Genomic DNA, 21,782 nt, shown 5'->3' with positions numbered 1-21,782 from the left:
AGAAGGTAAACAGCATCATGAAGCTGTAAGGACTCTAGCTAATATTTGGGTTAGGATACTCTTTGCTATGTGGGTAAATAAAGAGCCCTACAACGAAAGCAAGTTCATAAAAGCTAGAGAAAAACACATTGCTTAATTTAGTTTTTAAAAGAGCAAAATTTCAAATTTGGATTACTGTATTCTGGATTTCCAAATTTTACAGGTTTTTATCCTTTACATAGAGAATCTTTCAAGATACTTTTTTAACCTTTTTAAAGCGATATTCAAATCCTTTTTAGGAGTTTTGTTATCTTTCTTTTGAAAACCGTGGAGTAAAACAAAGGTATCATTAAAATCTTTAAAAAGTATTCGAAATATGTTAGAACTATGCCTTATCCTTAATTCCCAAAGTTCTGTATTTTTAATTTTACGAATATGTGGCATCCCTAGAGAAAGTCCGAACTCTTCAAGAAGATCAATTTCTCGTAAAATTTTGGCCTGTTCTTTAGAGTATTGTTTTAAGATGAAGTTTACAACAGGTGATTCATTTGATTCTTCAAAATATATTATTTCATACATGACTTCACCTCACACCTGTTAGTAATAAAATTATATCACATATATGTTATATAAACAATAAAAGCAAAACTTCAGATAACACGATTGTTTGCGCGACTCCCTGCGGTCGCGCCTTCGGGACATTGCCTTTTGTCACGACTTTTGCATTAATGGGTTAGAGTTATTGAGTAGCAAAAGTCGCGCCAAACCCCTTGGTATTTTCTTTGGGTTATTATGCCGGGCCGACAACGTCGCAAACAACGGGAACGTTATCGGAAACATTGGGTGAAATAAGAAGTTTTTCTGTGTTTTATGGACAATGGAAACATAAGGAGGGAAAACTTGAATAACAAGCAAGAACCTGATAATCGTAATAACTTTGAAAAACAATTAGAAGAACTTGAGGAATGGCAGGAAAATCAGTATTATCCGGGTCATTATATTGGAACCGGGAGAATTATAAAGTTTGTAAAGGAACTGAATAAGTATTGGCTAGCACCTCTCATTATAGGAGTGATTTGTTCAAGTTTGGTATTTGTCTTTATAAATAATATATTGAATTTAAGCTTATCTTCTCCAGAGGACACTTTAGAATTAATAAGAAATATAATATTTTTATCTTTTTTCTTGGTGGTAGGAATCTATGGAATTAAGAGTGGGATACAAAGGTACTTAAATAGATAATAGAGAACTATAGTTAAAGTTTTGGACTGGAATTAACTCATGATATGTATTGTTTAAAGGCCTTATTAATGAAGCTATTTATCATGCCTGTTAAACCCAATGCATCCGATAACACGCTTGTTTGCGTTACTCCTTCGGTCGTACCCTACGGGACATGTCTTCTGTCACGGGAGACGCAGTTGATGAGTAGAATTAATTGAGGGTAACTTCCATACTAACTGGACCTGAGTCAATATTTTGAGACTTTTAGTACTTAAAATAAATAGGGGGTGGGGGGATGGAATTTTTTATAATGCTAATAATAATTATACTTATAATCTCTGTTCCTGCAATAATAGTATACCACATTTTACTTATACGTCTTGCTGAACTTGAAAAAGAAATTGACTTTTTAAGAGAAGCCATAACTTATTCATCAGATGACAGTTAGTTATGTTTTAAAAACTTTAAATGTTAGGAGGTATATAGTATGGAAGTGAGTATAACTGCTTTTTTCACCTTATTAAATATAGTAGTTCTAATTGGAATAATATATCTTGCTGTAAAACTAATTAAAACATTTTTTAGAAATAGTAAGTGTAAAGAACAAACGCTAGAACAATTAGAGCAAATTAATAAAAAACTCACTAACAAGGACAAAGAAGATGATTTATAAATATAAGACTTTTTTCTAACTTCATTTAGAATTCTCTTTGAATAAGTTCTATTGTGATCTAGAACTTTATTTCTAGCATCAGATATGATATTTGAGTAGTTATAAATATTGAGTAATTGACACATTTTTTCTAATTTATCGATAAGTTCATAGCATGTTTATTTAACTGTATTGATTCACCAAAACTTCCATAAAGCATAATATTTTCTGGATCACTTCCTAATGTTGCCTGTTCATGGTTGAAATTAGCTTTATACTGTTGTGCTTTATCAAGTGTTATATCTTCTTTTATTAATAAGTAAACAATAAATAATTTAGTTAGATAAAGATCTTCTATAGATATTCCATTTAGTCAAAGGGGTTTAAATCAAAAATCCGTAATTCAATACATTGTATTCCCTTATTTAATAAGTCCTCGAGTGTACTTTTTTCACATCCTTTTAATCTAATAGGAGAATATGATTCATTGGTGTTAGTATAGTTTTATGGACACATTTTAGTTAAGTCTATAAAATAGAGATAAGAAAGGATGTGTCCAGTAATGAGTAAATATAGTGATGATTTCAAAAAAACAGTTGTAGATTTGTATCACTCAGGTACTTCTGTAAAGGACCTGTCGAGCGAATATGGCGTAACGGAAGTTACTATTTATAAATGGATCAAGCAATTAACCCCAAACCAATTAGAGGATGAAGAAGTTACTCCTAAAGATATAGATGAAATGAAAAAAGAAATGCAACGTATCAAACAGGAGAACGAAATCTTAAAAAAGGCTATGGCCATATTCGCAAAAAAGTAGATGATCCAGAGGTTATTGAATTTATAGAAGAACACAAAGATGATTATTCCATTACAACCATGTGTGACACTTTAGAAGTTCCTAAGAGTACTTACTACCACAAATTAAATCACGTTGAGTCTAATCGTGATAAAGGAAATAGAGAGCTTCCAGAAGAAATTATTGAAATCCATAATGATAGTAATAAACGCTATGGTGCACCTAAGATCCACGCTATCTTAATGCTAAGGGTTATAAAGTAAGCCTAAAAAGAGTACAGCGAATAATGAAAAAAGCTATCTTAAAGCAAGATTTTTCTACAAGAACTATCAATGAAAAATGGGTAACTGATATTACATATATTAAAACCATAAAAGACTCTTGGTGCTATTTAGCTTCAGTAATGGACTTACATACTCATAAAATCGTTGGTTACTTCATCAGCAAAAACATGACAACCGATCTTGTAATCAAAGCTTTAAAGAATGCTTATGACACTCAAAAACCGGATAGTGGCCTTATTCTTCACAGCGACCTAGGTACACAATATACTAGTGACGAATTTGAGCAATTTACAAAAACTAAAGGAATTATACAGTCATTTAGTCGTAAAGGATGCCCTTATGACAATGCACATATTAATCTTTTCATGCTACCCTTAAAAAAGAAGAAGTTAACCATGTAAGATATCTAGATTTTAATACTGCTAAAGTTGCTATTTTCAAGTTTATTGGAGGCTGTACAACAGAAAAAGAGTACATGGAAGTTTGGGCTTCTTAACTCCTCAAGCTTTTGAAGATTTTACAAAACAATCAGCTTAAAACTTAACTTTTTTGTGTCCAAAATATTGACTCAGGTCCACATTTATACTTTCAATTTTACCTTTATCAATCAAAGAACTTACACTTTCAACATATTTATTTAAAGATTCATAATTGATTATAAATTCCTCGGTATTTATATATCCGCATTTACTATTTCTAATAGCTTAAATTTTTACAATAACACTTTAAGTGTTCATCATTTTGAAGCACTGGCTTGCTCCAGTAAGATATATTAACAACCATTTAACCCTTAGAAAATTTTTAGCAACTTTAAGATAGATATAATTTTTAAACTCTTTGTATGATAGGTTGTAATAAAGTTCTTTATGTAGTTTTGTTAAAAAATTTCAGAAAAAGAAAAATTGTAGTGAATTCCTGATAATAATTGTCTTTTCTTACCATACTTTTTTGCTAACCTCTCCCTGTATCTCCTTTCCTCTTTCCTTTTTCATCATAAACTGCAATTGGTATCTCATTTTCATTAGGTAAAATAGAAAGATTATTTAGAGGCCACAGAACTTCGTTTTTTAAATTAATAGAAACGAAATCCTGCAGGATCATCAAGGATTTGATATACGTTTTCAATACTGTTACAAACAGGTGTGATAACTTCAATTTGACTCTCAGAGAGGTCAGTTTTTATATAAGGGTTATGTAGTTTATTTCCAAAAGCTTTCGTATGCGGTGTTAAAGCTAACCTTCCATTTTTATCTACCCTTATATTCTCCTTTTCTAAACCAACATTTGCTAAATAGGCTAGCTCTGTATTTTTATCTTGTAACAAAAAGTTTACTAGTTTATTATCAAAGTTTTTTATCATAATCCCTACCATTCTATATTAGTATACAATTTTAATATTTCAAAATATATCAGTACATATGCAAACCTAATTAAATTCATAATTGGTCATTAAATATACGCAAATGACACTATTGAAAAAATTGCGAACCTTTACGAGTAAAGAGGGTTTATGCGTTTTATGTTGAAATATAGTATTCGGACAAAAAATAGTCAAATTTCGTCAAAATTTGTGATACTTTTAACAATGGAGGGAGGGAGAAAAAGAATACAATTTTAGATTTACTAATTTATTTAGTAATTAAATTTTTTCGGAGGTGACATTAATGTTTTTATTAGGTTTATTGATTTTAGTTGCAACTGCGTATCTTATTATCAAAAAATATGAAGTTAGAATGGTATTATTTACATCTGGATTATTAATGTGTATTATTTCTTTACAGCCAATAGAAGCTTTTGATGCTTTTGCAGAACGTATGGTGGCTGAGGGTCTAATACAAGCTATACTCAGTGTTCTTGCCTTTGCTCAAGTTATGAAATTCACAAAGTGTGATCAACACCTAGTACATTTATTAGGTGGTATCCTTACAAAAGTTAAACCTATTCTTGTACCAGGTACAGTACTAGCTGCTTATATAGTAAATATTGCATTGCCGAGTGCTGCAGGGACAAGCGCAGCAGTAGGTGCTGTATTTATCCCGGTATTAATGGCTGCAGGAATCCACCCTGCTATAGCTGCAGCTGCTGTATTTAGTGGAACCTTTGGTGGTGCACTAAACCCAGGAACACCTCATAATGCTTTTATTGCAGATTTAGCTGGTGTTTCTGGTATGGATGTAGTGAGTGTTCATAGTGTAGCGACTATTTCAGCTGGCTTGATTGGTATGCTATCACTTACAGCTATAGGTTATATGAGAAATGAAATGAAAGGTTACGAATTAGGTATTCAACAAGATGAAAGATCAGAAGACTTTAAACCTGAAGTAATCAAAGCTATTATTGTTGTTTTACCTCTAGTACTATTAATGTTAGGTGAATCTGGAGCAGTTCCTATCCTTCAAGAACTTGGTGTGCCAGGTTCAATGATTATCGGTGCAATCTTAGGTGTTTTAGTAACTAAAACTAATCCAGCAGATGCTACTAAAACATTTTTCGACGGTATGGGTACCGCATATAGTAATGTACTTGGTATCATTATTTCTGCAACAGTCTTTGTGTCAGGTCTTGAAGCCACAGGAGTTGTAGATGCATTAATTAACCTTATGACGGAAGTAGAAGCGATTGCAGGTGTTGCTGGTGCTTTTGGACCATTCATGTTATCTGTTATTACAGGTTCAGGAGATGCTGCATCCTTTGCTTTTAATGAAGCTATCACTCCTCAAGCTGTTGAATTTGGATTTGGTACTATTGAACTAGGTTCTTTAGCAGCCTTAACTGCTGCTTTAGGTAGAACAATGTCACCGGTTGCTGCTGCAGCAATTGTATGTGCAAACTATGCTAATGTAAACCCAATTGAGATAGTAAAAAGAACAGCTCCAGGTATGATTCTTAGTACTATTGTTGCTATGTTGATACTTTTATAAATGTCTTAAAGAGGAGGATCCCCTCCTCTTTTTTATTGCTATAATCTCGAGTTAGTACTTATCTAACATGTCTTAACTTGTGTAGTATTCTTGTAGAATTAACCTGCAAGAATATTTTTGTATTATCATGCTACTTTTTGAATTATAATATGTCTTTTATTATGAAAATCAAAAAGAAAAAGAGGAGGTAGGAATGAAAGGGAAATTATCTGCTATAATACTATTTACTTATTATAAGTATAGGAACAACTGTTGCTTGTAGTTTTGTTTTAAGTAGTGACCAGTTAGATCCTTTAGATGAAAATGTACAAGAAGGGTATATCTGTATGTATGTTATATTTAATAGGAAGTTCTATATTGCAACTGGTTCAGGAATATCAGGTGCTCTATTATATTCGTAGGCCATAAGAACCCTCAAGAGATAATGGGAGTATGTAATGTTATTAGTTCTCTGAGTGTTTTTGCTTGGATTTTATGGTCTATATCATTCTATATAAATAAATAGCTTTGGGGGGATAGGAAATGATGGTTAATTATAAATTTCTAGGGTTAGCAGTTATTATAGTTATGGGTATGGGAATTTTTATGTTAGCTTGTAATACTCCTGAATTTGAAATTGAATCAAAAGTTGAACTTAAGGGAGCAGGACAAGTAAGTGGTGATGGCACATATAAAAAAGGACAAGGTATAGCAGTTAAAGCTAAACCAAACGAAGGATACGAATTTGTTAAATGGATGGAAAATGGTAGAAAATTAAGTACTAGTTGGAATCCTCTTATTGTTCGTGATGTTAGGACCTTAATAGCAAAATTTGAATTTAAGGAATGAATTTTTTTAAAATGAATCTTTAACCGTTTAAGGATCTACGATGAGTAAAATTAGATGAAGTTATACTATAACTATAAAAGATTTAATTCCTAAATGTCCTTAGATCTTTTTTGATTAATCATAGACAATGTGTCTTTTAAAGTATTTCAAATAACTCCAAGCAACAATTGAATGCCAAGAAAAATATAGAATAATTGGAATTATAAATCTACCATAGTTCATTTCAAAGATTTCTAATTCAACTAATACATTAGCATAGAAAGCCCCGTAGAATCCCGATACGAGAGTAAAAATATAGTACCAGTTTTTTTGTTGGAAGTAGATATAAAAACATTAAGAAATAAGTAGTCCAAGCTATTGGCGGAAAGAAGGAAATCCCAAAGAAACCAAAGGGTCCGTAATTAATATGACACCTAAACCAAGAAGTTGACCTGTATATATAGGATGAATATAGTAAACTGGTATTTCTGGCACAAAAATCCCACCTTTTTAAAGCTTACTAGTTATTACAATTTAATTATTTATAAGATAGATAAATTTTATCATCTGATGACAATAAATAGCATACTCTTAATGTTGTAAGAGAGGAGGAGCTTGTTATGAGTATTTTTACTGAACTAGATATTCTAAGAATTAATACAATAGTAAATGAACTTGTATGGGGGATACCATTTTTATTATTATTTATTGGTACAGGTCTGTTTTTAACTATTTGTCTTAGGTTTTTCCAATTTACTCATTTTATAACAGCATGGAAGGAAACACTTTTTAATGAGCTTCTAAAAAAAGGTGATAAAAAATCTGGTGGTTCAATAACAGGTTTTCAAGCCATAAGCTCTGCAATGGCAGCTACCCTTGGAATCGGAAATATAGCAGGAGTAGCAACAGCTTTACACTTGGGTGGTCCGGGTGCTATTTTTTGGATGTGGGTGACAGCAGTTGTTGGTATGGCTACTAAATTTAGCGAAGCAATCTTAAGCGTTAAATTCCGAGAGAAAAAAAAGAATGAGGTTTTTGGTGGAGTAATGTATTATATTCAAAACGGTTTAGGTGGAAATTGGATATGGTTAGCTGTACTATATGCTCTTTTTGCTGGAGTTGCAGCATTAGGGACCGGAAATATGGTCCAATCAAATACAGTAGCCCATGCATTACTAGAAGATTTTGGTATACCTAAAATTGTTACAGGTATTGTTTCAGCCTTTCTAATAGGTTTAGTCATTTTAGGTGGGATTAAACGTATTGCTCAAGTAGCATCAATATTAGTTCCTTTAATGACTCTTGCATATGTAATTGGTGCTTTATTTATTCTTTACTTAAATTATCCTGAAATTCCAGGTGCATTTCGAGATATAATATACTACGCTTTTAATCCATATTCTGCTGCAAGTGGTGCTGCAGGATTTGGTGTTATGCATACAATTAAGGTAGGTATTGCACGAGGTATATTTCTAAATGAAGCTGGCCTTGGTGCAGGTTCAATTGTTCATGCCCAAGCTAAAAACACCCCTACAAAACAAGGTATGTGGGGGATATGGGAAGTCTTTATTGATACAATGGTAGTAGGTACAATAACAGCACTTGTAATTTTAGTATCAGGAGCATTAGAAACTGGAAAAACTGGAGCAGTTTTAACATCTGAAGCTTTTGATAAAGGGTTACCTGGTTCAGGTGGATATTTTATAACTATAGCAATTATTATATTTGCATGTACAACTATGATCACGTGGTCTTTTTATGGTGAAAAGAGTTGGGAATATTTATTTGGTAAGCGAATAAAATTACTTTATAGACTAATCTTTATTGTTTTAATAGTATTAGGGGCGGTGGGTAAATTAGAGGAAGTATGGACCTTTGCGGATACAATGAATGGACTTATGGCTTTACCTAATCTCATTGCTTTAAACTTCCTTTCAAAAGTTATTGTTAGGCAGAAGAATAAATATTTGAAAGGTAAAGAAGTTTTTTAAAATATTTATATTGACAATTTAATAAGATAGTGGTAAAGTATATACAAACTTTATCACAGTAAAACGATGATGGGAGATAGTAAATTCAAAAGACCTTTTCAGAGAGCCAGGGTAAGGTGTGAGCCTGGTAAGGAAACTTGAATTGAATGGACCCGGAGTTATTAATTACTAAAGTGGGCTATAATATATAGTCAATATTAAGGTGGTACCGCGGGAGTTAACAAGCTTTCGTCCTTTTAATTAAGGATGAAAGCTTATTTATTTATATTAAGATTTAATAGTTAAAGGGGTTGATAGTATGATAAAACCAAACTTATCTGAACATGTGGTATTTCGATGGCTTCATTATCTAAAAAATAAACCTTTTTATAAATAAAATTAATGGAGGTATCGTCATGTCAAATAAAGGATATTTTGGGGATTTTGGTGGGCAATACGTACATGGATCCCTTAAAGCTTCTTTAGAGGAGTTAGCTAATTGTTATTATAAATATAGAGACGATCAAGAGTTTAATAAGGAACTTTTACATTATTTAAAAGTATTTAGTGGTCGTCCCACATCTCTTTATTTTGCAGAAAATTTAACAGAAAAATTAGGTGGAGCAAAGATATATTTAAAAAGGGAAGACCTTAATCATTTAGGAGCCCATAAAATTAATAATACGATTGGTCAGATTCTTCTAGCAAAAAAAATGGGCAAAAAGGAAATAGTAGCAGAAACTGGAGCTGGGCAACATGGGGTAGCGACAGCTGCGGTTTCAGCAAAATTCGGATTTAAATGTACAATTTTTATGGGAGAACTTGATGCTAAAAAGCAGCCTTTAAATGTTTTTAGAATGGAATTACTTGGTGCTAAAGTGGTAAAAGTTAACAAAGGTAACAAAAACCTCAATGATGCAGTGAACGAAGCTCTAAACTATTGGATAGAACACTATAGAAATACACACTATTTACTCGGATCTTGTGTAGGGCCTCATCCTTTTCCTACAATTGTTAAAGATTTTCAATCAATAATTGGACGAGAAGCAAAAGAGCAAATAATTGAGTTAGAAGGAAAACTACCTAATCATGTAGTAGCATGTATAGGAGGAGGAAGTAACGCTATTGGTATTTTTACTAGTTTTTTAGATCATCCTGAAATAAATTTATATGGAGTTGAAGCAGGTGGAATTAGTCTCGATGATGGTAATCATTCTGCTACTTTGAGTAAAGGTCAACCAGGTATACTCCATGGTTCCTACAGTTACTTTCTCAAAGATAGTAATAATAAACCTATGAGTACTCATTCAATTTCCTCTGGGTTAGATTACCCTGGTGTCGGACCTGAACATGCATATTTTAAAAGTGAAAATAGAGTAAATTATGTAGCTATTAGTGATCATGAAGCTGTTAAAGCTTATCAAGACTTATCTTTTTATGAAGGTATCATTCCTGCTTTAGAAAGTAGTCATGCCCTTGCTTATCTATATAAGCTAGCACCACAATTAACTAAAGATGAATTAATTGTTTTAAATTTATCAGGCAGAGGAGATAAAGATGTTGAAGCAGTTTCAAATTATTTAGATTCATAATTTATAAGACACCTCTATATACAAAATAGTATAAGAGGTGTCTTTATTATAGCTTTATAAGGGAAGGTTTAGATTATGGAAAAGCTTGTTATCTCTAAAAGAAATTATGAAGAAATTATTAAATATTGTAAAAAAGGGTTACCTAATGAAGCATGTGGACTTATGGCTGGATATCAACAAAAACAAGAAGGTGTTGTTAGCAAAGTTTATTTAATGACAAATATAAAGAAAAGTCCTGAAGAGTATTTATTAGACCCCGAAGAACAAGTGAAAGTTTTTAAAGAAATTGAACAGTTAGATTTACAACTAATATCTATTTTTCATTCTCACCCTAAAACCCCATGTCGCCCGTCAATTAAAGATATTAATGATGCGTACTATCCTGATGTAATGTATAGTATAGTCTCTTTTCTATATGAAATAGAGTTTCGTGTGTTTAAAATAATAGAAGGTAATTATCGTGAGGTTGACCTAGAAATAAATCCTTAAGAATTGTTACACTTTATGGAGAGTATAATAAGGATTGACAATAATTGAAGGGAGTATCTATCTATGAATTTAATACCGATAATATTCCTAGTTGTATCTTCTACATTAGATGATTTAGGAGTAGGGTTTAGTATTGGAATGCAAAGAAGAATTCCGGTTCAAATAATACTAATAATTGCTTTATTTTCTGGAGCTACTATGGCTATAGGTATATTTTTAGGTGATATACTATATCCTCTGATACCTGCAGGTATAGATGACTTGATTGCAGCTTTAGTATTTTTATCATTTGGTATCTATTTCATTTTTAAAAAAACAGACCCTGATGACCAAAAAAAAGAACCTATAGATTTAAATACTTATATGGGAATCATACTTGGTATAACCCTTAGTATTAATTCATTAGTATTAGGAGTTTCGGCTGGTATAACAGGGTATCCAATAATTTTTACAAGCCTACTGGCATTTTTTTTAAGTTTTATATTCTTATTAGTTGGTTCATTATTTGGTAAAGCAGTGCAACCAATATTAAATAGAGCAGATTTAATATCAGGATTTTTGTTGATTGCATTAGCTTTTGTCACTTTATTAACATCATAGATAACAATAAATTAATTGTTTTTGGGAGGGGAGATATTTGAAAAAGCCAGTTAAAAGATCAAAATTTAGAATTAGGCTTGGTACTTATTATTATATGATAAAACGTTATTTAGATTGGTATCTGACTAATAAAAGATGGGCTAAAAAGAAAACAGAAAATCTATTAGATTATACTATTTTTTCTCATAAAACACCTTTACTTAGAAAGCTTAAAGATGTAGATATGGGGATGCAGTATAATAAAATTAAAAATTTAAAGCTAGCTACAAAAAAATTAGACAAGATTGTCATTCACCCAGGTGAAACATTTTCTTATTGGCGCTTAATAGGTAAGCCAACAAAGAAAAAAGGGTATGTTCACGGAATGGTTCTACAAGACGGGAAAGTAAAGTCAGGGGTAGGTGGTGGTTTATGCCAACTTTCTAATTTGATATATTGGATGACACTACATACCCCACTTACAGTCACAGAAAGATACCGTCATACCTATGATGTCTTTCCTGACTCAAAGAGGAAAATGCCTTTTGGAAGTGGAGCAACATGTACTTATAATTTTATTGATCTACAAATTAAAAATGATACAAACCAAACATTTCAATTAGTGTTGTACTTAACTGAAGACGAGTTAATAGGTGAGTGGCGCTCTGATCAAGAGTTATGTCATACTTATGAAGTATATGAAAAAGATCATTGGATAACTCATGAACATTGGGGTGGCTATATTAGACACAATATAATACATAGAAAAGTATATAATCAAAAAAATGAATTAATTAATGATGAATATGTAACAGAAAATCATGCGATTATGATGTATCAACCTTTTTTACAAAAAGCTTCAATGAATTAATAGGACAAGCCCATTAATCAAAAATAGCTAAAAAAAGGTTGGTGAATTGTAACAAAACGAGAGGTAATAACATCTAAAAAACTACAAAGGTAATTTTCAAACAAGAATCTTTGCGAGTAATATTCAGAAGAGCTTTTTATGAATAAATTAATTTATATCTCATAGATATCACAATGAGATTAGTTTATCTACTTGAACAACTTATTAGTTAGATAAAAAAGAACCTGCAAAGGGTCTAACTTATCCCTATTAATATTTTAATCAATTACCTAATTTTACTTATCTTTAATAATTTTAAATTTATCCTCTCTAAAGCTACTAGTCTATGTCAGTAATTGAAGCCTGGTTTTATATTCTTTTAAAAGGGAGGGTGTTATTTATTATTTCAAGTATTCTTTTTACAGTACAGACATTAATTATTTTATTTATTTTGTTTGTTTTAGGTGTTATTGGTTTATTTATTTTAAAAAAACGTTACAGAACAGCCACCTCAAACGAAGCATTAGTCATTACTGGACCAAACCTTGGTAACCCTGATAATGATAAACGAATATTTGTAGATGAAGAAGGAAGAAGTATGAAGATCATTCGTGGTGGAGGAGTCCGTTTAAAACTATTTCAAACTTCAACACCAATTAACTTGAATGCATTTCAAATTGAGCTAACTACACCAAGAGTATATACTCAAGAGGGTGTACCTGTTATAGCAGACGCTATAGCTACTATAAAAATAGCTGACAGTTTACAAGGGATAGCTAATTATGCTGAACAGTTTTTAGGTAAAGACCAAAATGAAATTGAAGAAGAAGTATCACGGGTATTAGGTACTAATCTTCGCGCTATCTTAGCAAAGCTTAGAGTAGAAGAAATTAATAATAATCGTGAATCATTTAATAACCAAGTTCAAGAAATAGCGCAAAATGAATTGAATAATATGGGCTTTCAAATAACCTCTTTTGGGTTAGAAGATATAAGAGATGAGGACCCTGATAATGGCTACTTAATTAACCTAGGGAGATCGCAAATTGCTGAAGTACAAAAACAGGCGGAAAAAGCTGAATCTGAAGCAGAGAAAGAAACCCGAATTTATAAAGCTCAAAATGAACAAGAAGCGGAACAAGAAGAAAATAAACGTAAAGTTGAAATTGCCGAATCCCAAAAAGAAAAGGATATAAAAGAGGCTCAAATTAAAGAAGAAACAGAAAGAGCTAGAGCTAAGTCGGAACAGGCTTATGAATTAGAACAAGCTAGGTTACAACAAGAAGTAAAAGAAGAAGAAATGAAAGTTGAACATATAGAAAGACAAAAACAAGTAGAATTTGAAGAAGAAGAGAAAAAGAAAAGGCAAGCTCAAGCAGATGCTGATGCATATGAGGTTGAAGCAAAAGCAAGAGCTGAAGCAGAAGAGGAAAAAATTAAAGGTGAAACCCAAGCAAATATTATTAGAGAGAAAGGTAAAGCTGAAGCAGAAGCTAAAGAAGAAATGGCAAAAGCAATGGAGAAGTATGGAGAAGCAGCAGTTATTGAAATGCTTATAAAGATGCTTCCAGATTATGCAAAAGAAGTTTCTAAACCATTATCTCAGATTAATGAAATGAAGGTTGTAGATATGAGTGGATCAGAGTCTAAAGGTGGAGCAAGTAATGTTGCAAATAATGTTACTAACACTATGCTTGGTATTCAAGAAGGATTAAAAGAAAGTACTGGAATGGACCTAAAAGGTATGTTAGAAAACTTCACACAAAAAAGTGAAGTAGCCTCAACTAGTGAAGAGACTGAAACAGAACAAAAAGAAGAATAATTACAAAACACAGGGATTAAACTATCCCTGCTGTTTATATGTGTAAAAAAGAATAATAATACACTAATGAGAAAATAATATAATTGATGAATTAGATGGTGCAAATAATAAAGCTTATGAAGAGGAGGTAACACTCTTGACAAAGGTAGCCTTAGAACAAGAATTAAATTATTTAAGAGAGCCATTAAAAGAAAATGGTTTTAATCCAGTATCTATGGATAGTGATGAAGTTGTATCTGCAGCTATTATCACAGGTAGAGATGAAGACATGATGAATATAGAAGAGATAGAAGTACCGGTACCTGTGATAGATGCAAGAGGAAGGGATGAACAAGATATAATCGCTGAACTACAGAATAAACTAGGTTAGTTCTCTTAGAGACCCAAAAGCTGGGTCTCTTTTTTTGTAATCGTTATATAGATTAAGGAATAAAATAGTGTGTAGTTAAATTAGGTGTTATTATGGGATTAATTGTTATACTTTTAGTTCTTCTTGTAATAATTTAATATTACTAATAACTATTAAATTTTCGTATGGGTTCGAGTATATGGTGGAATTAAAAGAGCAGAATTAGGCGATCAACAAGAATAACTACAGCTGTGATATTAGTACGAAAAGGATTAAAATTCTACATGAAGTAGAATAGACAGGAGGATTCATTTAAATCATTATACAAATCAGTTATAATATAAAGACAGCTCAGATATAAGGAGGAAACTGATTTTGGATGTTGTAGTATTGGGGTTAAATCATAAAACTGCACCTGTTGAGATTAGAGAAAAACTGTCTTTTAATTCAAAAGAAGTTAAACAGTTTATCTCGTCAACAGTTGAGAAAAAAAACTTGGCTGAGCTCAGTGTGTTATCAACTTGTAATAGAACCGAAATTCATTTTTTAACAGACAATGTTATGGAAGGTATTAATAATATAATTAATGCTTTAACAAATTATTGTAACCTAACTCAAGGATATTTGTATGATTATTTATATACTAAAACAAATGAAGAAGCCATAACTCATATTTTTGAAGTTGCTGCAGGATTAAATTCACTAGTGATTGGGGAAACTGAAATTTTAGGACAGATAAAACAAGCATACTATTTATCTGATGAAGCGGGTGGTATCAGTTCTATTTTTCATGGTTTGTATCAACATGTAATCAAGGCTGGAAAAAAAGTGCACTCAGAAACTCAAATTAATGATAATGCAGCATCAGTAAGCTATGCAAGTGTTGAGCTTGCAAAAGAAATATTTGGTGATCTAAAAGATAAATCTGTACTCTTAATTGGTGCTGGACAAATGAGTGAACTTTGTGCTAAACATCTACTAAATAATGGTGTGAAGAGCCTAACTGTACTGAATCGAACATTAGAGCGAGCTAGGAGAATAGCTGACCAATTTGGAGCAAGTTATGCTTCATATGAAGAATTACATAACAGGTTACAAGAAGTCGATATTTTAATTAGTAGCACTGGTGCCCCTCACTTTATTTTAAGAGACCGGGATATTAAAACAGTAATGGATAGCAGAAATTATTCAAGAATGTTTTTAATAGATATAGCTGTACCTAGAGATATTGATCCTTATATTAATAATATAGATAATGTATATTTATATTGTATAGATGATCTAGAATCAGTTGTAGAGTCTAACATGAAAGTAAGAGAGCAAGAAGCTAGAAAAGCAAAGATCATACTTAATAAAGAAGTAATTGATTTTATGGCATGGTTTAAAATACGTGAAGTAGTGCCTTTGATATCTGCTTTAAAAGATAAGGCAGATAATATTCGAGAATCTGAGTTACAAAACTTTCAAACCAAGCTTTCTAATTTAAGTGATAAAGAGAAACAAGTTATTGATAAATTAACAAAGAGAATTATCAATCAATTATTAAAAGAACCCGTGTTAAATATTAAAGAACTTGCTGCTAAAGAAAAAAGTGATGTAGTTGAAGTTACTTTAGCACAATTATTTAATTTAGAGGAACAGGTACTTACTAAGGAAAAGCTAGAACGGGTTAATAATATATTAGAAGTTAAAGATCAAACGGGAGAGTGGTAACCCCTCTCGTTTCATTATCAGTATTTATAGAATGGGGGAGCTAAATGAAACTAAGAGTTGGGACTAGGAAAAGTGAACTTGCGCTGAATCAGACTTATTGGGTAGTAGAAAAATTAAAAAAGTATTATCCTGATATAGAAATAGAAATTCATAAACTAACTACAAAAGGAGATGAAATTTTAGATAAAACCTTATCTAAAATTGGAGGGAAAGCACTTTTTTTAAAGGAAATACAAAATGCGTTACTAGCTGGTGATATAGATTTAGCGGTACATAGTATGAAAGATATACCTACAGAAACTCCTAGTGAACTAGAGATTTGTGCTGTAACTAAAAGACTAGATCCTCGTGATGTTTTAATAACTAAGGATAATAACTCGACTTTAGATGAACTTCAATTAGGCTCTTTTGTAGGTACTAGTAGTTTACGAAGAGCCTCACAATTAAAAGCATATCGAAAAGACTTGCAGATCACACCTGTACGAGGAAATATTAATACACGTTTAGAAAAACTTCAAAACTCAGACAAGTTAGACGGTATAGTCTTAGCTAAAGCAGGTTTGATGCGTGCAGACTTGACTGATTTAATTGCCCAAGAGATACCAGAGGATGTAATAGTTCCCTGTGTAGGACAAGGTGCTTTAGGTATTGAGATCAAAGCTGATAATGATAAGCTACGGGAAAAGTTATCTGTATTAAATGATGAAAATAGTAGGACAGCCATATATTCAGAAAGAACTTTTCTAAATCAATTAGGTGGGAGTTGTCATGTACCTGTAGGTGGATTAGGAAGATTAACAGAAAAAGGACTTGAGTTAACTGGAGTCGTAGCAGAGTTAGAAGGCTCTAAAGTGTTAAAAGAGACCTTAATTGGCTCAAAAGATTATCCTGTAGACTTAGGTCAGGAATTAGCATATAAATTGATTTCACAAGGTGCTAAAGAAATCTTAGATAGTGTAAAAAACAAAGGGTGATGATTCTGAAGTGATTTGTTTATTTAGTGGGAGCAGGCTCTGGTGATGATGACTTAATTACAAAAAAAGGAATCAACTGTATTAAAAAGGCAGATGATAGTAATAATGCCGAATTAATATATGTTGGAAAAAAACCAAATAATCATACCTTATCACAAGAAGAAATTTACTGGTCATTTAAAATCATGGTAACAAGGAAAGTACGTTATCATGGGATAAATTAGCAACAGCGACAGATACACTATGTTTTTTATAGGAGTTAGTAATTTATCTAAATGGGGAACATTTTACTGTAACAGGAAATTTAACCACAATAGTTGAAAAGGTTATAGAAAAGAAAATTAAATCCCTGAGCTCAATTGTTGGGGAGATGTAGTGAATCTTAGATGAAACCAAACTTTTATTTAGTAAAAAAATATTAGTTACAAGAGCTAGGAGTCAAGCAAGTGAATTACCAAAATAGATAAAAACCTTGGTGGTGAGCCGATTGAGTTTCCGAGTATTAAAGTTAAACAACCACAAGATTATACTAGACTAGATCCAGAGGAGGATACAATAGAGGGTTTAGTTGATGTATAAGTAAAAAACACCTAGGTGGCTTCAGTGAGGAGGAAGTTACATGATAAATGTAACCAAACTACTACTAGAAAACACAGATTATTTTGGAGACAGGCTAAGATATAACAAAAGTTCATATAAAACAAAAAATGGTGTTACTAAAGATAAAGGCCCAATTGTTGTATGGAACTGTACTAGGACATGTAATTTAAACTGTATACACTGCTACTCTGATTCAGAGAACAAAAGATACAGTGGTGAGATGACAACTCAGGAAGGTAAGGAATTTATTGATGATTTAGTAGCCTTTAAAGTTCCAGTGTTAATATTTTCAGGTGGGGAGCCACTAATTAGAAATGATTTCTTTGAACTAGCTGAGTATGCCTCAAAAAAAGGTATTAGAACAACAGTATCAACAAATGGAACTTTGATAGATAAAGAGATGGCAAGAGATTTAAAGAGGTTAAAAATAGGTTATGTAGGTGTAAGTCTTGATGGTATTGGAGAAAACAATGATCATTTTAGAGGACAAAATGGAGCCTTTGATAGTGCCTTAAAAGGTATTAGAAACTGTTTATCTAACGACCAAAAAGTTGGGCTTCGGGTAACTATTAATAAACATAATTACAAGGAACTTCCGGAATTATTTAAGTTAATAGAAGAAGAAGATATACCACGGATCTGTTTTTATCATCTAGTTTATTCAGGTCGAGGTAGTGAAATTTTAGATCAAGATATTTCTCATGAAGAAACTAGAGAAGTAATGGATATGATCATGGACTATACTCAATACTTTGAAAAGAAAAATAAACGAAAAGAAATCCTTATGGTAGATAACCATGCTGATGGAATATATATGTATTTAAAAATGTTACAAAAAGATCCTAAAAAAGCAGAAAGAATACTTGAACTTTTAAAGTACAATGGAGGAAACCGTTCTGGAATAGCTATTAGTAGTGTTGATAGTGAAGGGAATGTACATCCAGATCAGTTTACTCAAAACCATACATTTGGAAATGTAAGAGAAAAACCCTTTGGTGAAATATGGAGAGACACTACACAAAATCGTGTTTTAAAAGGATTAAAAGATAGAAAATCACTTTTAAAAGGACGCTGTAGTAAGTGTAAATGGTTAGATGCTTGTAATGGAAACTTTAGAAAAAGAGCTGAAGCCTTGTATGAAGACTTCTGGGCTTCTGATCCAGCCTGTTACCTAACAGATGATGAAATAGGCATAAACTAATAATAGTAGGAGGGAGAGTTTGTGGGTTTTCCTGAATATCGTATGAGACGATTAAGAAGAAAGCAAGGTATAAGACATATGGTACGTGAAAATCAAATACAAGTTACTGATTTAATCTACCCGATATTTGTAACAACTGGTGAAAATTACGAAAATCCAGTACCTTCTATGCCAGGGGTATATCAATATTCTGTTGATATGGCAATTAAGCATTTAGAAAAGGTTTATAGTTTAGGCATCCCAGCAGTTATGTTATTTGGAGTTCCTGGTTATAAAGATGAGAGAGGTAGTTCCGCAAAAGACCCAAATGAAGCTATCCAACGAGCTTGTAGCGAAACTAAAAAACATTTTCCTGATCTTATAGTGATAACAGATGTTTGTATGTGCGGCTTTACTAATCATGGACATTGTGGAATTTTAAAAGATGGAGATATCGATAACGATTTAACTTTAAAAGAGCTCACAGAAATTGCTATTTCACATTCAAAAGCAGGAGCAGATATGCTTGCCCCTTCAAATATGATGGATGGGTATGTTAAAGCTATTAGACAAGGCCTAGATAAACATGGATATGAAAATATACCGATAATGGCTTATTCTGCTAAATTTGCTTCAAACTTTTATGGTCCGTTTAGAGATGCAGCATATTCTAGCCCTTCACAAGGTGATCGAAAAACTTATCAGATGGACAGTGCAAATGGAAAAGAAGCAATTAGAGAAGTAGAGTTAGATATAAATGAGGGTGCTGATATTGTAATGGTTAAACCTGGTCTTAGTTACCTTGATGTGATAAAAGATGTTAAACAAAGTTTTCGTCACCCTGTAGCAGCTTATAATGTTAGTGGTGAATATGCTATGATTAAAGCTGCAACAGAAAAAGGTTGGTTAGATGAAAAACAGATAGTAATGGAGGTAATGACTAGTTATAAAAGGGCAGGCGCTGATATGATTTTAACTTATTTTGCCATAGATATAGCACGTTGGTTAAATAATAAGGAGGAATAAGAGTGCTGGTCTCATGGAACACAACAAGTAGTTGTCATTTAAGATGTAAGCATTGTTATAGGGAAGCGGGAGAGAAAGAAACTAGAGAGCTCACAACCGAGGAAGGAAAAAGATTATTAGACGAAGTAAAAAGAGCAGGCTTTAAAATAATGATATTCAGTGGTGGTGAACCATTAGCGAGAGGTGACATTTATGAATTAATTGAACATGCAAAACTAATTGGACTAAGGCCTGTTCTTGGAACATCAGGAACTACAATTACTAGAGACGTCGCAAAAAAACTAAAAGAAGCTGGTGCTCTTAGGTTAGGTATTAGCCTTGATAGTATTAGACCAGAAGTTCATGATGAATTTCGCCAAACTGTAGGAAGTTTTAATGATGCCATAACAGGTATGAAAAACTGTAAAGCTGAAGGATTAGATTTTCAAATTCACACTACAATAGTAGAACAAAACGTTGAAGAATTTGAAGAAATAACTGATTTTGCTGTAGAGCTCGGAGCAAAAGCCCATCATGTGTTCTTTTTAGTACCAACTGGTAGAGCAAAGGATATAGAAACAGAAGCTATTAGACAAAAACAATATGAACAATTACTACATAGAATTATGGATAAGCAAAAACAGGTTGATATTGAACTAAAACCTACTTGTGCTCCACAATTTATGAGAATAGCTTCGATGAAAGGATTAGATATGAGGTTTACACGTGGTTGTCTTGCTGGTACCTCATATTGTTGTATTACTCCGAATGGTGATGTTAACCCTTGTCCTTACTTACCCGAAAAGGTAGGGAATGTATTAGAAACTCCTTTTGACGAGATCTGGGAGAATAGTGACATGTTTAAAGAACTAAGAACACTTGATTTTGGTGGTAAATGTGGTGATTGTGATTATCTAGAAAAGTGTAGTGGGTGTCGAGCGAGAGCTTATTATTACTATAATAAAGATTATTTAGCACAAGATCCGTGGTGTTTATATAAGAAATCGGGTGAGACAAATGAAGCAAATGTATAAGTTAGATGATATTGATAAAAGTATACTAAACATTATTCAATCTGATTTTCCATTAGCCCAAAGGCCTTATTTAGAATTGGCTAGAACACTTGAGCTAACTGAAGATGAAGTTTATAATCGTGTGATAAAACTATATGATAAAGGATATATAAGACGGTTAGGTGGGGTTTTTGATTCTAAAAAACTTGGTTTTGTATCAACTTTAGTAGCATTAAAAGTAGATAAGTCACGAGTAGATGAGATTGCTCATAAAATAAACGAATACTATGGGGTAACACATAATTATAAACGTGATCACGAATTTAATATATGGTTTACATTAACTGAAAAAAACCAAAAGTTATTAGATGATAAACTACAAGAAATATCACTATTACAAGGAGTACATAGATTATTAAAATTACCAGCTACTATACTATTTAAAATAGGGGTCAACTTTCAGTTGAAACAAGAGTAAATTTCGAGGTGTTTATATTGGAGAAATTAACTTATGTTCAAAAACAAATTATTTCTCAATTATAAGGGAACTTACCACTCTCAAAACAACTCTATAAAGAAATGGCAAGTAAGCTAGATATTAGTTTGATGAAATAAATTATTTTTACAAAAACAGGGGATTTTTCGAAGAACAGGTATTTTTAAAGGGACTGTCCCAAAAGTATAATTAAATTTTTGGAATATCGCCCTTACTTGTAAGATGAATTAAAATTTTAAATTGAGAAGATAAAAAAGCAGCCCAACTAATCTTTTTAATAGAGGATGTCCTGAATTTTGTGTAAATGGTATCTCTCTTAATAAATTTACTTACTAGTTTCATCCCTATTTTCTCGATCAAGATTAGATTTATACCTCAATACGGTAATTCTGGTTTGAGTCGATCTTCGAAATGGATGGCGAGCTGTGAGATACAACTCTTCCAATTAAAAACTGGTTGATTCCATTTCTTAGTGATATCCATA

Annotated in this window: 20 protein-coding genes, 4 pseudogenes and 1 other annotated feature; of the genes and pseudogenes, 21 read left to right on the top strand and 3 right to left on the bottom strand. The window is 32.1% G+C overall.

The window, feature by feature from the left end; genetic code table 11:
• A pseudogene (locus CDO51_RS15695) lies at positions 1-136 on the top strand (IS110 family RNA-guided transposase); the annotation flags it as partial.
• A gap of 77 nt (positions 137-213) precedes the next feature.
• Here the strand turns inward: CDO51_RS15695 and CDO51_RS11685 are convergent.
• A complete protein-coding gene (locus CDO51_RS11685) occupies positions 214-558 on the bottom strand; it encodes a type II toxin-antitoxin system RelE/ParE family toxin (RefSeq protein WP_089024419.1) in 345 nt (114 codons plus the stop codon).
• Between the two features lie 321 nt (positions 559-879).
• Here CDO51_RS11685 and CDO51_RS11680 point away from each other — a divergent pair, with 321 nt between their 5' ends.
• The 3 genes from CDO51_RS11680 to CDO51_RS11675 all read left to right on the top strand — a co-directional run bounded on the left by CDO51_RS11680 (position 880) and on the right by CDO51_RS11675 (position 1,876).
• A complete protein-coding gene (locus tag CDO51_RS11680) occupies positions 880-1,221 on the top strand; it encodes a hypothetical protein (protein WP_089024418.1) in 342 nt (113 codons plus the stop codon).
• Positions 1,222-1,498: 277 nt separating this feature from the next.
• Complete coding sequence (locus CDO51_RS13910; protein ID WP_158212451.1) at positions 1,499-1,651, top strand: hypothetical protein; 153 nt, start codon at positions 1,499-1,501, stop codon at positions 1,649-1,651.
• Positions 1,652-1,690: 39 nt separating this feature from the next.
• Positions 1,691-1,876, top strand: a complete 186-nt coding sequence (locus tag CDO51_RS11675) for a hypothetical protein (RefSeq protein WP_089024417.1) — start codon at positions 1,691-1,693, stop codon at positions 1,874-1,876.
• A gap of 348 nt (positions 1,877-2,224) precedes the next feature.
• Here CDO51_RS11675 and CDO51_RS15545 read toward each other — a convergent pair.
• Positions 2,225-2,335: pseudogene (locus CDO51_RS15545) on the bottom strand (hypothetical protein); the annotation flags it as partial.
• Positions 2,336-2,405: 70 nt separating this feature from the next.
• On the opposite strand from CDO51_RS15545, the pseudogene CDO51_RS11670 reads away from it, so the two are divergent.
• Positions 2,406-3,475, top strand: a pseudogene (locus CDO51_RS11670) (IS3 family transposase).
• 188 nt (positions 3,476-3,663) lie between these two features.
• Here CDO51_RS11670 and CDO51_RS15190 read toward each other — a convergent pair.
• Positions 3,664-4,298: pseudogene (locus CDO51_RS15190) on the bottom strand (hypothetical protein).
• Between the two features lie 304 nt (positions 4,299-4,602).
• On the opposite strand from CDO51_RS15190, the gene dcuC reads away from it, so the two are divergent.
• The 16 genes from dcuC to ahbA all read left to right on the top strand — a co-directional run bounded on the left by dcuC (position 4,603) and on the right by ahbA (position 21,280).
• The gene (gene dcuC, locus CDO51_RS11655; RefSeq protein ID WP_089024415.1) at positions 4,603-5,859 is read left to right on the top strand and encodes a C4-dicarboxylate transporter DcuC; all 1,257 of its coding nucleotides are present in this window, start codon (positions 4,603-4,605) and stop codon (positions 5,857-5,859) included.
• A 522-nt stretch (positions 5,860-6,381) separates the two neighbouring features.
• A complete protein-coding gene (locus CDO51_RS11650; protein ID WP_089024414.1) occupies positions 6,382-6,687 on the top strand; it encodes an InlB B-repeat-containing protein in 306 nt (101 codons plus the stop codon).
• A gap of 599 nt (positions 6,688-7,286) precedes the next feature.
• Positions 7,287-8,657 (top strand): alanine/glycine:cation symporter family protein, encoded by a 1,371-nt coding sequence (locus tag CDO51_RS11645; protein WP_089024413.1) that lies wholly within the window; start codon positions 7,287-7,289, stop codon positions 8,655-8,657.
• A gap of 57 nt (positions 8,658-8,714) precedes the next feature.
• Positions 8,715-8,896: a binding site (T-box leader), on the top strand.
• Positions 8,897-9,052: 156 nt separating this feature from the next.
• A complete protein-coding gene (gene trpB / locus CDO51_RS11640) occupies positions 9,053-10,228 on the top strand; it encodes a tryptophan synthase subunit beta (protein ID WP_089024412.1) in 1,176 nt (391 codons plus the stop codon).
• A 75-nt stretch (positions 10,229-10,303) separates the two neighbouring features.
• Positions 10,304-10,717, top strand: coding sequence for a M67 family metallopeptidase (locus CDO51_RS11635; protein ID WP_089024411.1), 414 nt, complete (start codon positions 10,304-10,306; stop codon positions 10,715-10,717).
• A gap of 63 nt (positions 10,718-10,780) precedes the next feature.
• Positions 10,781-11,317 carry a manganese efflux pump MntP gene (locus CDO51_RS11630; RefSeq protein WP_089024410.1) on the top strand — a complete coding sequence of 179 codons (537 nt, stop codon included), beginning with the start codon at positions 10,781-10,783 and terminating at the stop codon, positions 11,315-11,317.
• 94 nt (positions 11,318-11,411) lie between these two features.
• On the top strand, positions 11,412-12,167 hold the full coding sequence (locus CDO51_RS11625) for a VanW family protein (RefSeq protein WP_089024421.1): 756 nt from the start codon (positions 11,412-11,414) through the stop codon (positions 12,165-12,167).
• Positions 12,168-12,537: 370 nt separating this feature from the next.
• On the top strand, positions 12,538-13,968 hold the full coding sequence (locus tag CDO51_RS11620; RefSeq protein ID WP_089024409.1) for a flotillin family protein: 1,431 nt from the start codon (positions 12,538-12,540) through the stop codon (positions 13,966-13,968).
• Between the two features lie 136 nt (positions 13,969-14,104).
• On the top strand, positions 14,105-14,338 hold the full coding sequence (locus CDO51_RS11615; protein ID WP_158212450.1) for a YkuS family protein: 234 nt from the start codon (positions 14,105-14,107) through the stop codon (positions 14,336-14,338).
• Positions 14,339-14,692: 354 nt separating this feature from the next.
• Positions 14,693-16,030 carry a glutamyl-tRNA reductase gene (gene hemA, locus CDO51_RS11610; RefSeq protein WP_158212449.1) on the top strand — a complete coding sequence of 446 codons (1,338 nt, stop codon included), beginning with the start codon at positions 14,693-14,695 and terminating at the stop codon, positions 16,028-16,030.
• A gap of 44 nt (positions 16,031-16,074) precedes the next feature.
• Entirely contained in the window at positions 16,075-17,004 is a 930-nt protein-coding gene (gene hemC, locus CDO51_RS11605) for a hydroxymethylbilane synthase (RefSeq protein WP_089024406.1), read from the top strand.
• 26 nt (positions 17,005-17,030) lie between these two features.
• Positions 17,031-17,228 carry an SAM-dependent methyltransferase gene (locus CDO51_RS11600; RefSeq protein WP_089024405.1) on the top strand — a complete coding sequence of 66 codons (198 nt, stop codon included), beginning with the start codon at positions 17,031-17,033 and terminating at the stop codon, positions 17,226-17,228.
• 395 nt (positions 17,229-17,623) lie between these two features.
• On the top strand, positions 17,624-18,805 hold the full coding sequence (gene nirJ1, locus CDO51_RS11595) for a putative heme d1 biosynthesis radical SAM protein NirJ1 (protein ID WP_089024404.1): 1,182 nt from the start codon (positions 17,624-17,626) through the stop codon (positions 18,803-18,805).
• Positions 18,806-18,826: 21 nt separating this feature from the next.
• Positions 18,827-19,810: a porphobilinogen synthase gene (hemB, locus tag CDO51_RS11590; protein WP_240503565.1), complete on the top strand. Its 984-nt coding sequence runs from the start codon at positions 18,827-18,829 to the stop codon at positions 19,808-19,810.
• Between the two features lie 2 nt (positions 19,811-19,812).
• Entirely contained in the window at positions 19,813-20,823 is a 1,011-nt protein-coding gene (nirJ2, locus tag CDO51_RS11585; RefSeq protein ID WP_089024403.1) for a putative heme d1 biosynthesis radical SAM protein NirJ2, read from the top strand.
• A complete protein-coding gene (gene ahbA / locus CDO51_RS11580; RefSeq protein WP_240503564.1) occupies positions 20,816-21,280 on the top strand; it encodes a siroheme decarboxylase subunit alpha in 465 nt (154 codons plus the stop codon). Before nirJ2 ends, ahbA begins: the two co-directional genes overlap by 8 nt.
• Positions 21,281-21,782 lie beyond the last annotated feature (502 nt).

Source organism: Natranaerobius trueperi (assembly GCF_002216005.1).
Lineage (GTDB): Bacteria > Bacillota > Natranaerobiia > Natranaerobiales > Natranaerobiaceae > Natranaerobius_A > Natranaerobius_A trueperi.
This window is presented reverse-complemented; position numbering and strand designations above follow the sequence as displayed.

Bases quoted from the DNA above. Each gene is read 5' to 3' on its own strand.
- CDO51_RS11685 (WP_089024419.1), bottom strand. From the start codon at position 558: ATGTATGAAATAATATATTTTGAAGAATCAAATGAATCACCTGTTGTA.
- CDO51_RS13910 (WP_158212451.1), top strand. From the start codon at position 1,499: ATGGAATTTTTTATAATGCTAATAATAATTATACTTATAATCTCTGTT.
- CDO51_RS11675 (WP_089024417.1), top strand. From the start codon at position 1,691: ATGGAAGTGAGTATAACTGCTTTTTTCACCTTATTAAATATAGTAGTT.
- dcuC (WP_089024415.1), top strand. From the start codon at position 4,603: ATGTTTTTATTAGGTTTATTGATTTTAGTTGCAACTGCGTATCTTATT.
- CDO51_RS11650 (WP_089024414.1), top strand. From the start codon at position 6,382: ATGATGGTTAATTATAAATTTCTAGGGTTAGCAGTTATTATAGTTATG.
- CDO51_RS11645 (WP_089024413.1), top strand. From the start codon at position 7,287: ATGAGTATTTTTACTGAACTAGATATTCTAAGAATTAATACAATAGTA.
- trpB (WP_089024412.1), top strand. From the start codon at position 9,053: ATGTCAAATAAAGGATATTTTGGGGATTTTGGTGGGCAATACGTACAT.
- CDO51_RS11635 (WP_089024411.1), top strand. From the start codon at position 10,304: ATGGAAAAGCTTGTTATCTCTAAAAGAAATTATGAAGAAATTATTAAA.
- CDO51_RS11630 (WP_089024410.1), top strand. From the start codon at position 10,781: ATGAATTTAATACCGATAATATTCCTAGTTGTATCTTCTACATTAGAT.
- CDO51_RS11625 (WP_089024421.1), top strand. From the start codon at position 11,412: ATGATAAAACGTTATTTAGATTGGTATCTGACTAATAAAAGATGGGCT.
- hemC (WP_089024406.1), top strand. From the start codon at position 16,075: ATGAAACTAAGAGTTGGGACTAGGAAAAGTGAACTTGCGCTGAATCAG.
- nirJ1 (WP_089024404.1), top strand. From the start codon at position 17,624: ATGATAAATGTAACCAAACTACTACTAGAAAACACAGATTATTTTGGA.
- ahbA (WP_240503564.1), top strand. From the start codon at position 20,816: ATGTATAAGTTAGATGATATTGATAAAAGTATACTAAACATTATTCAA.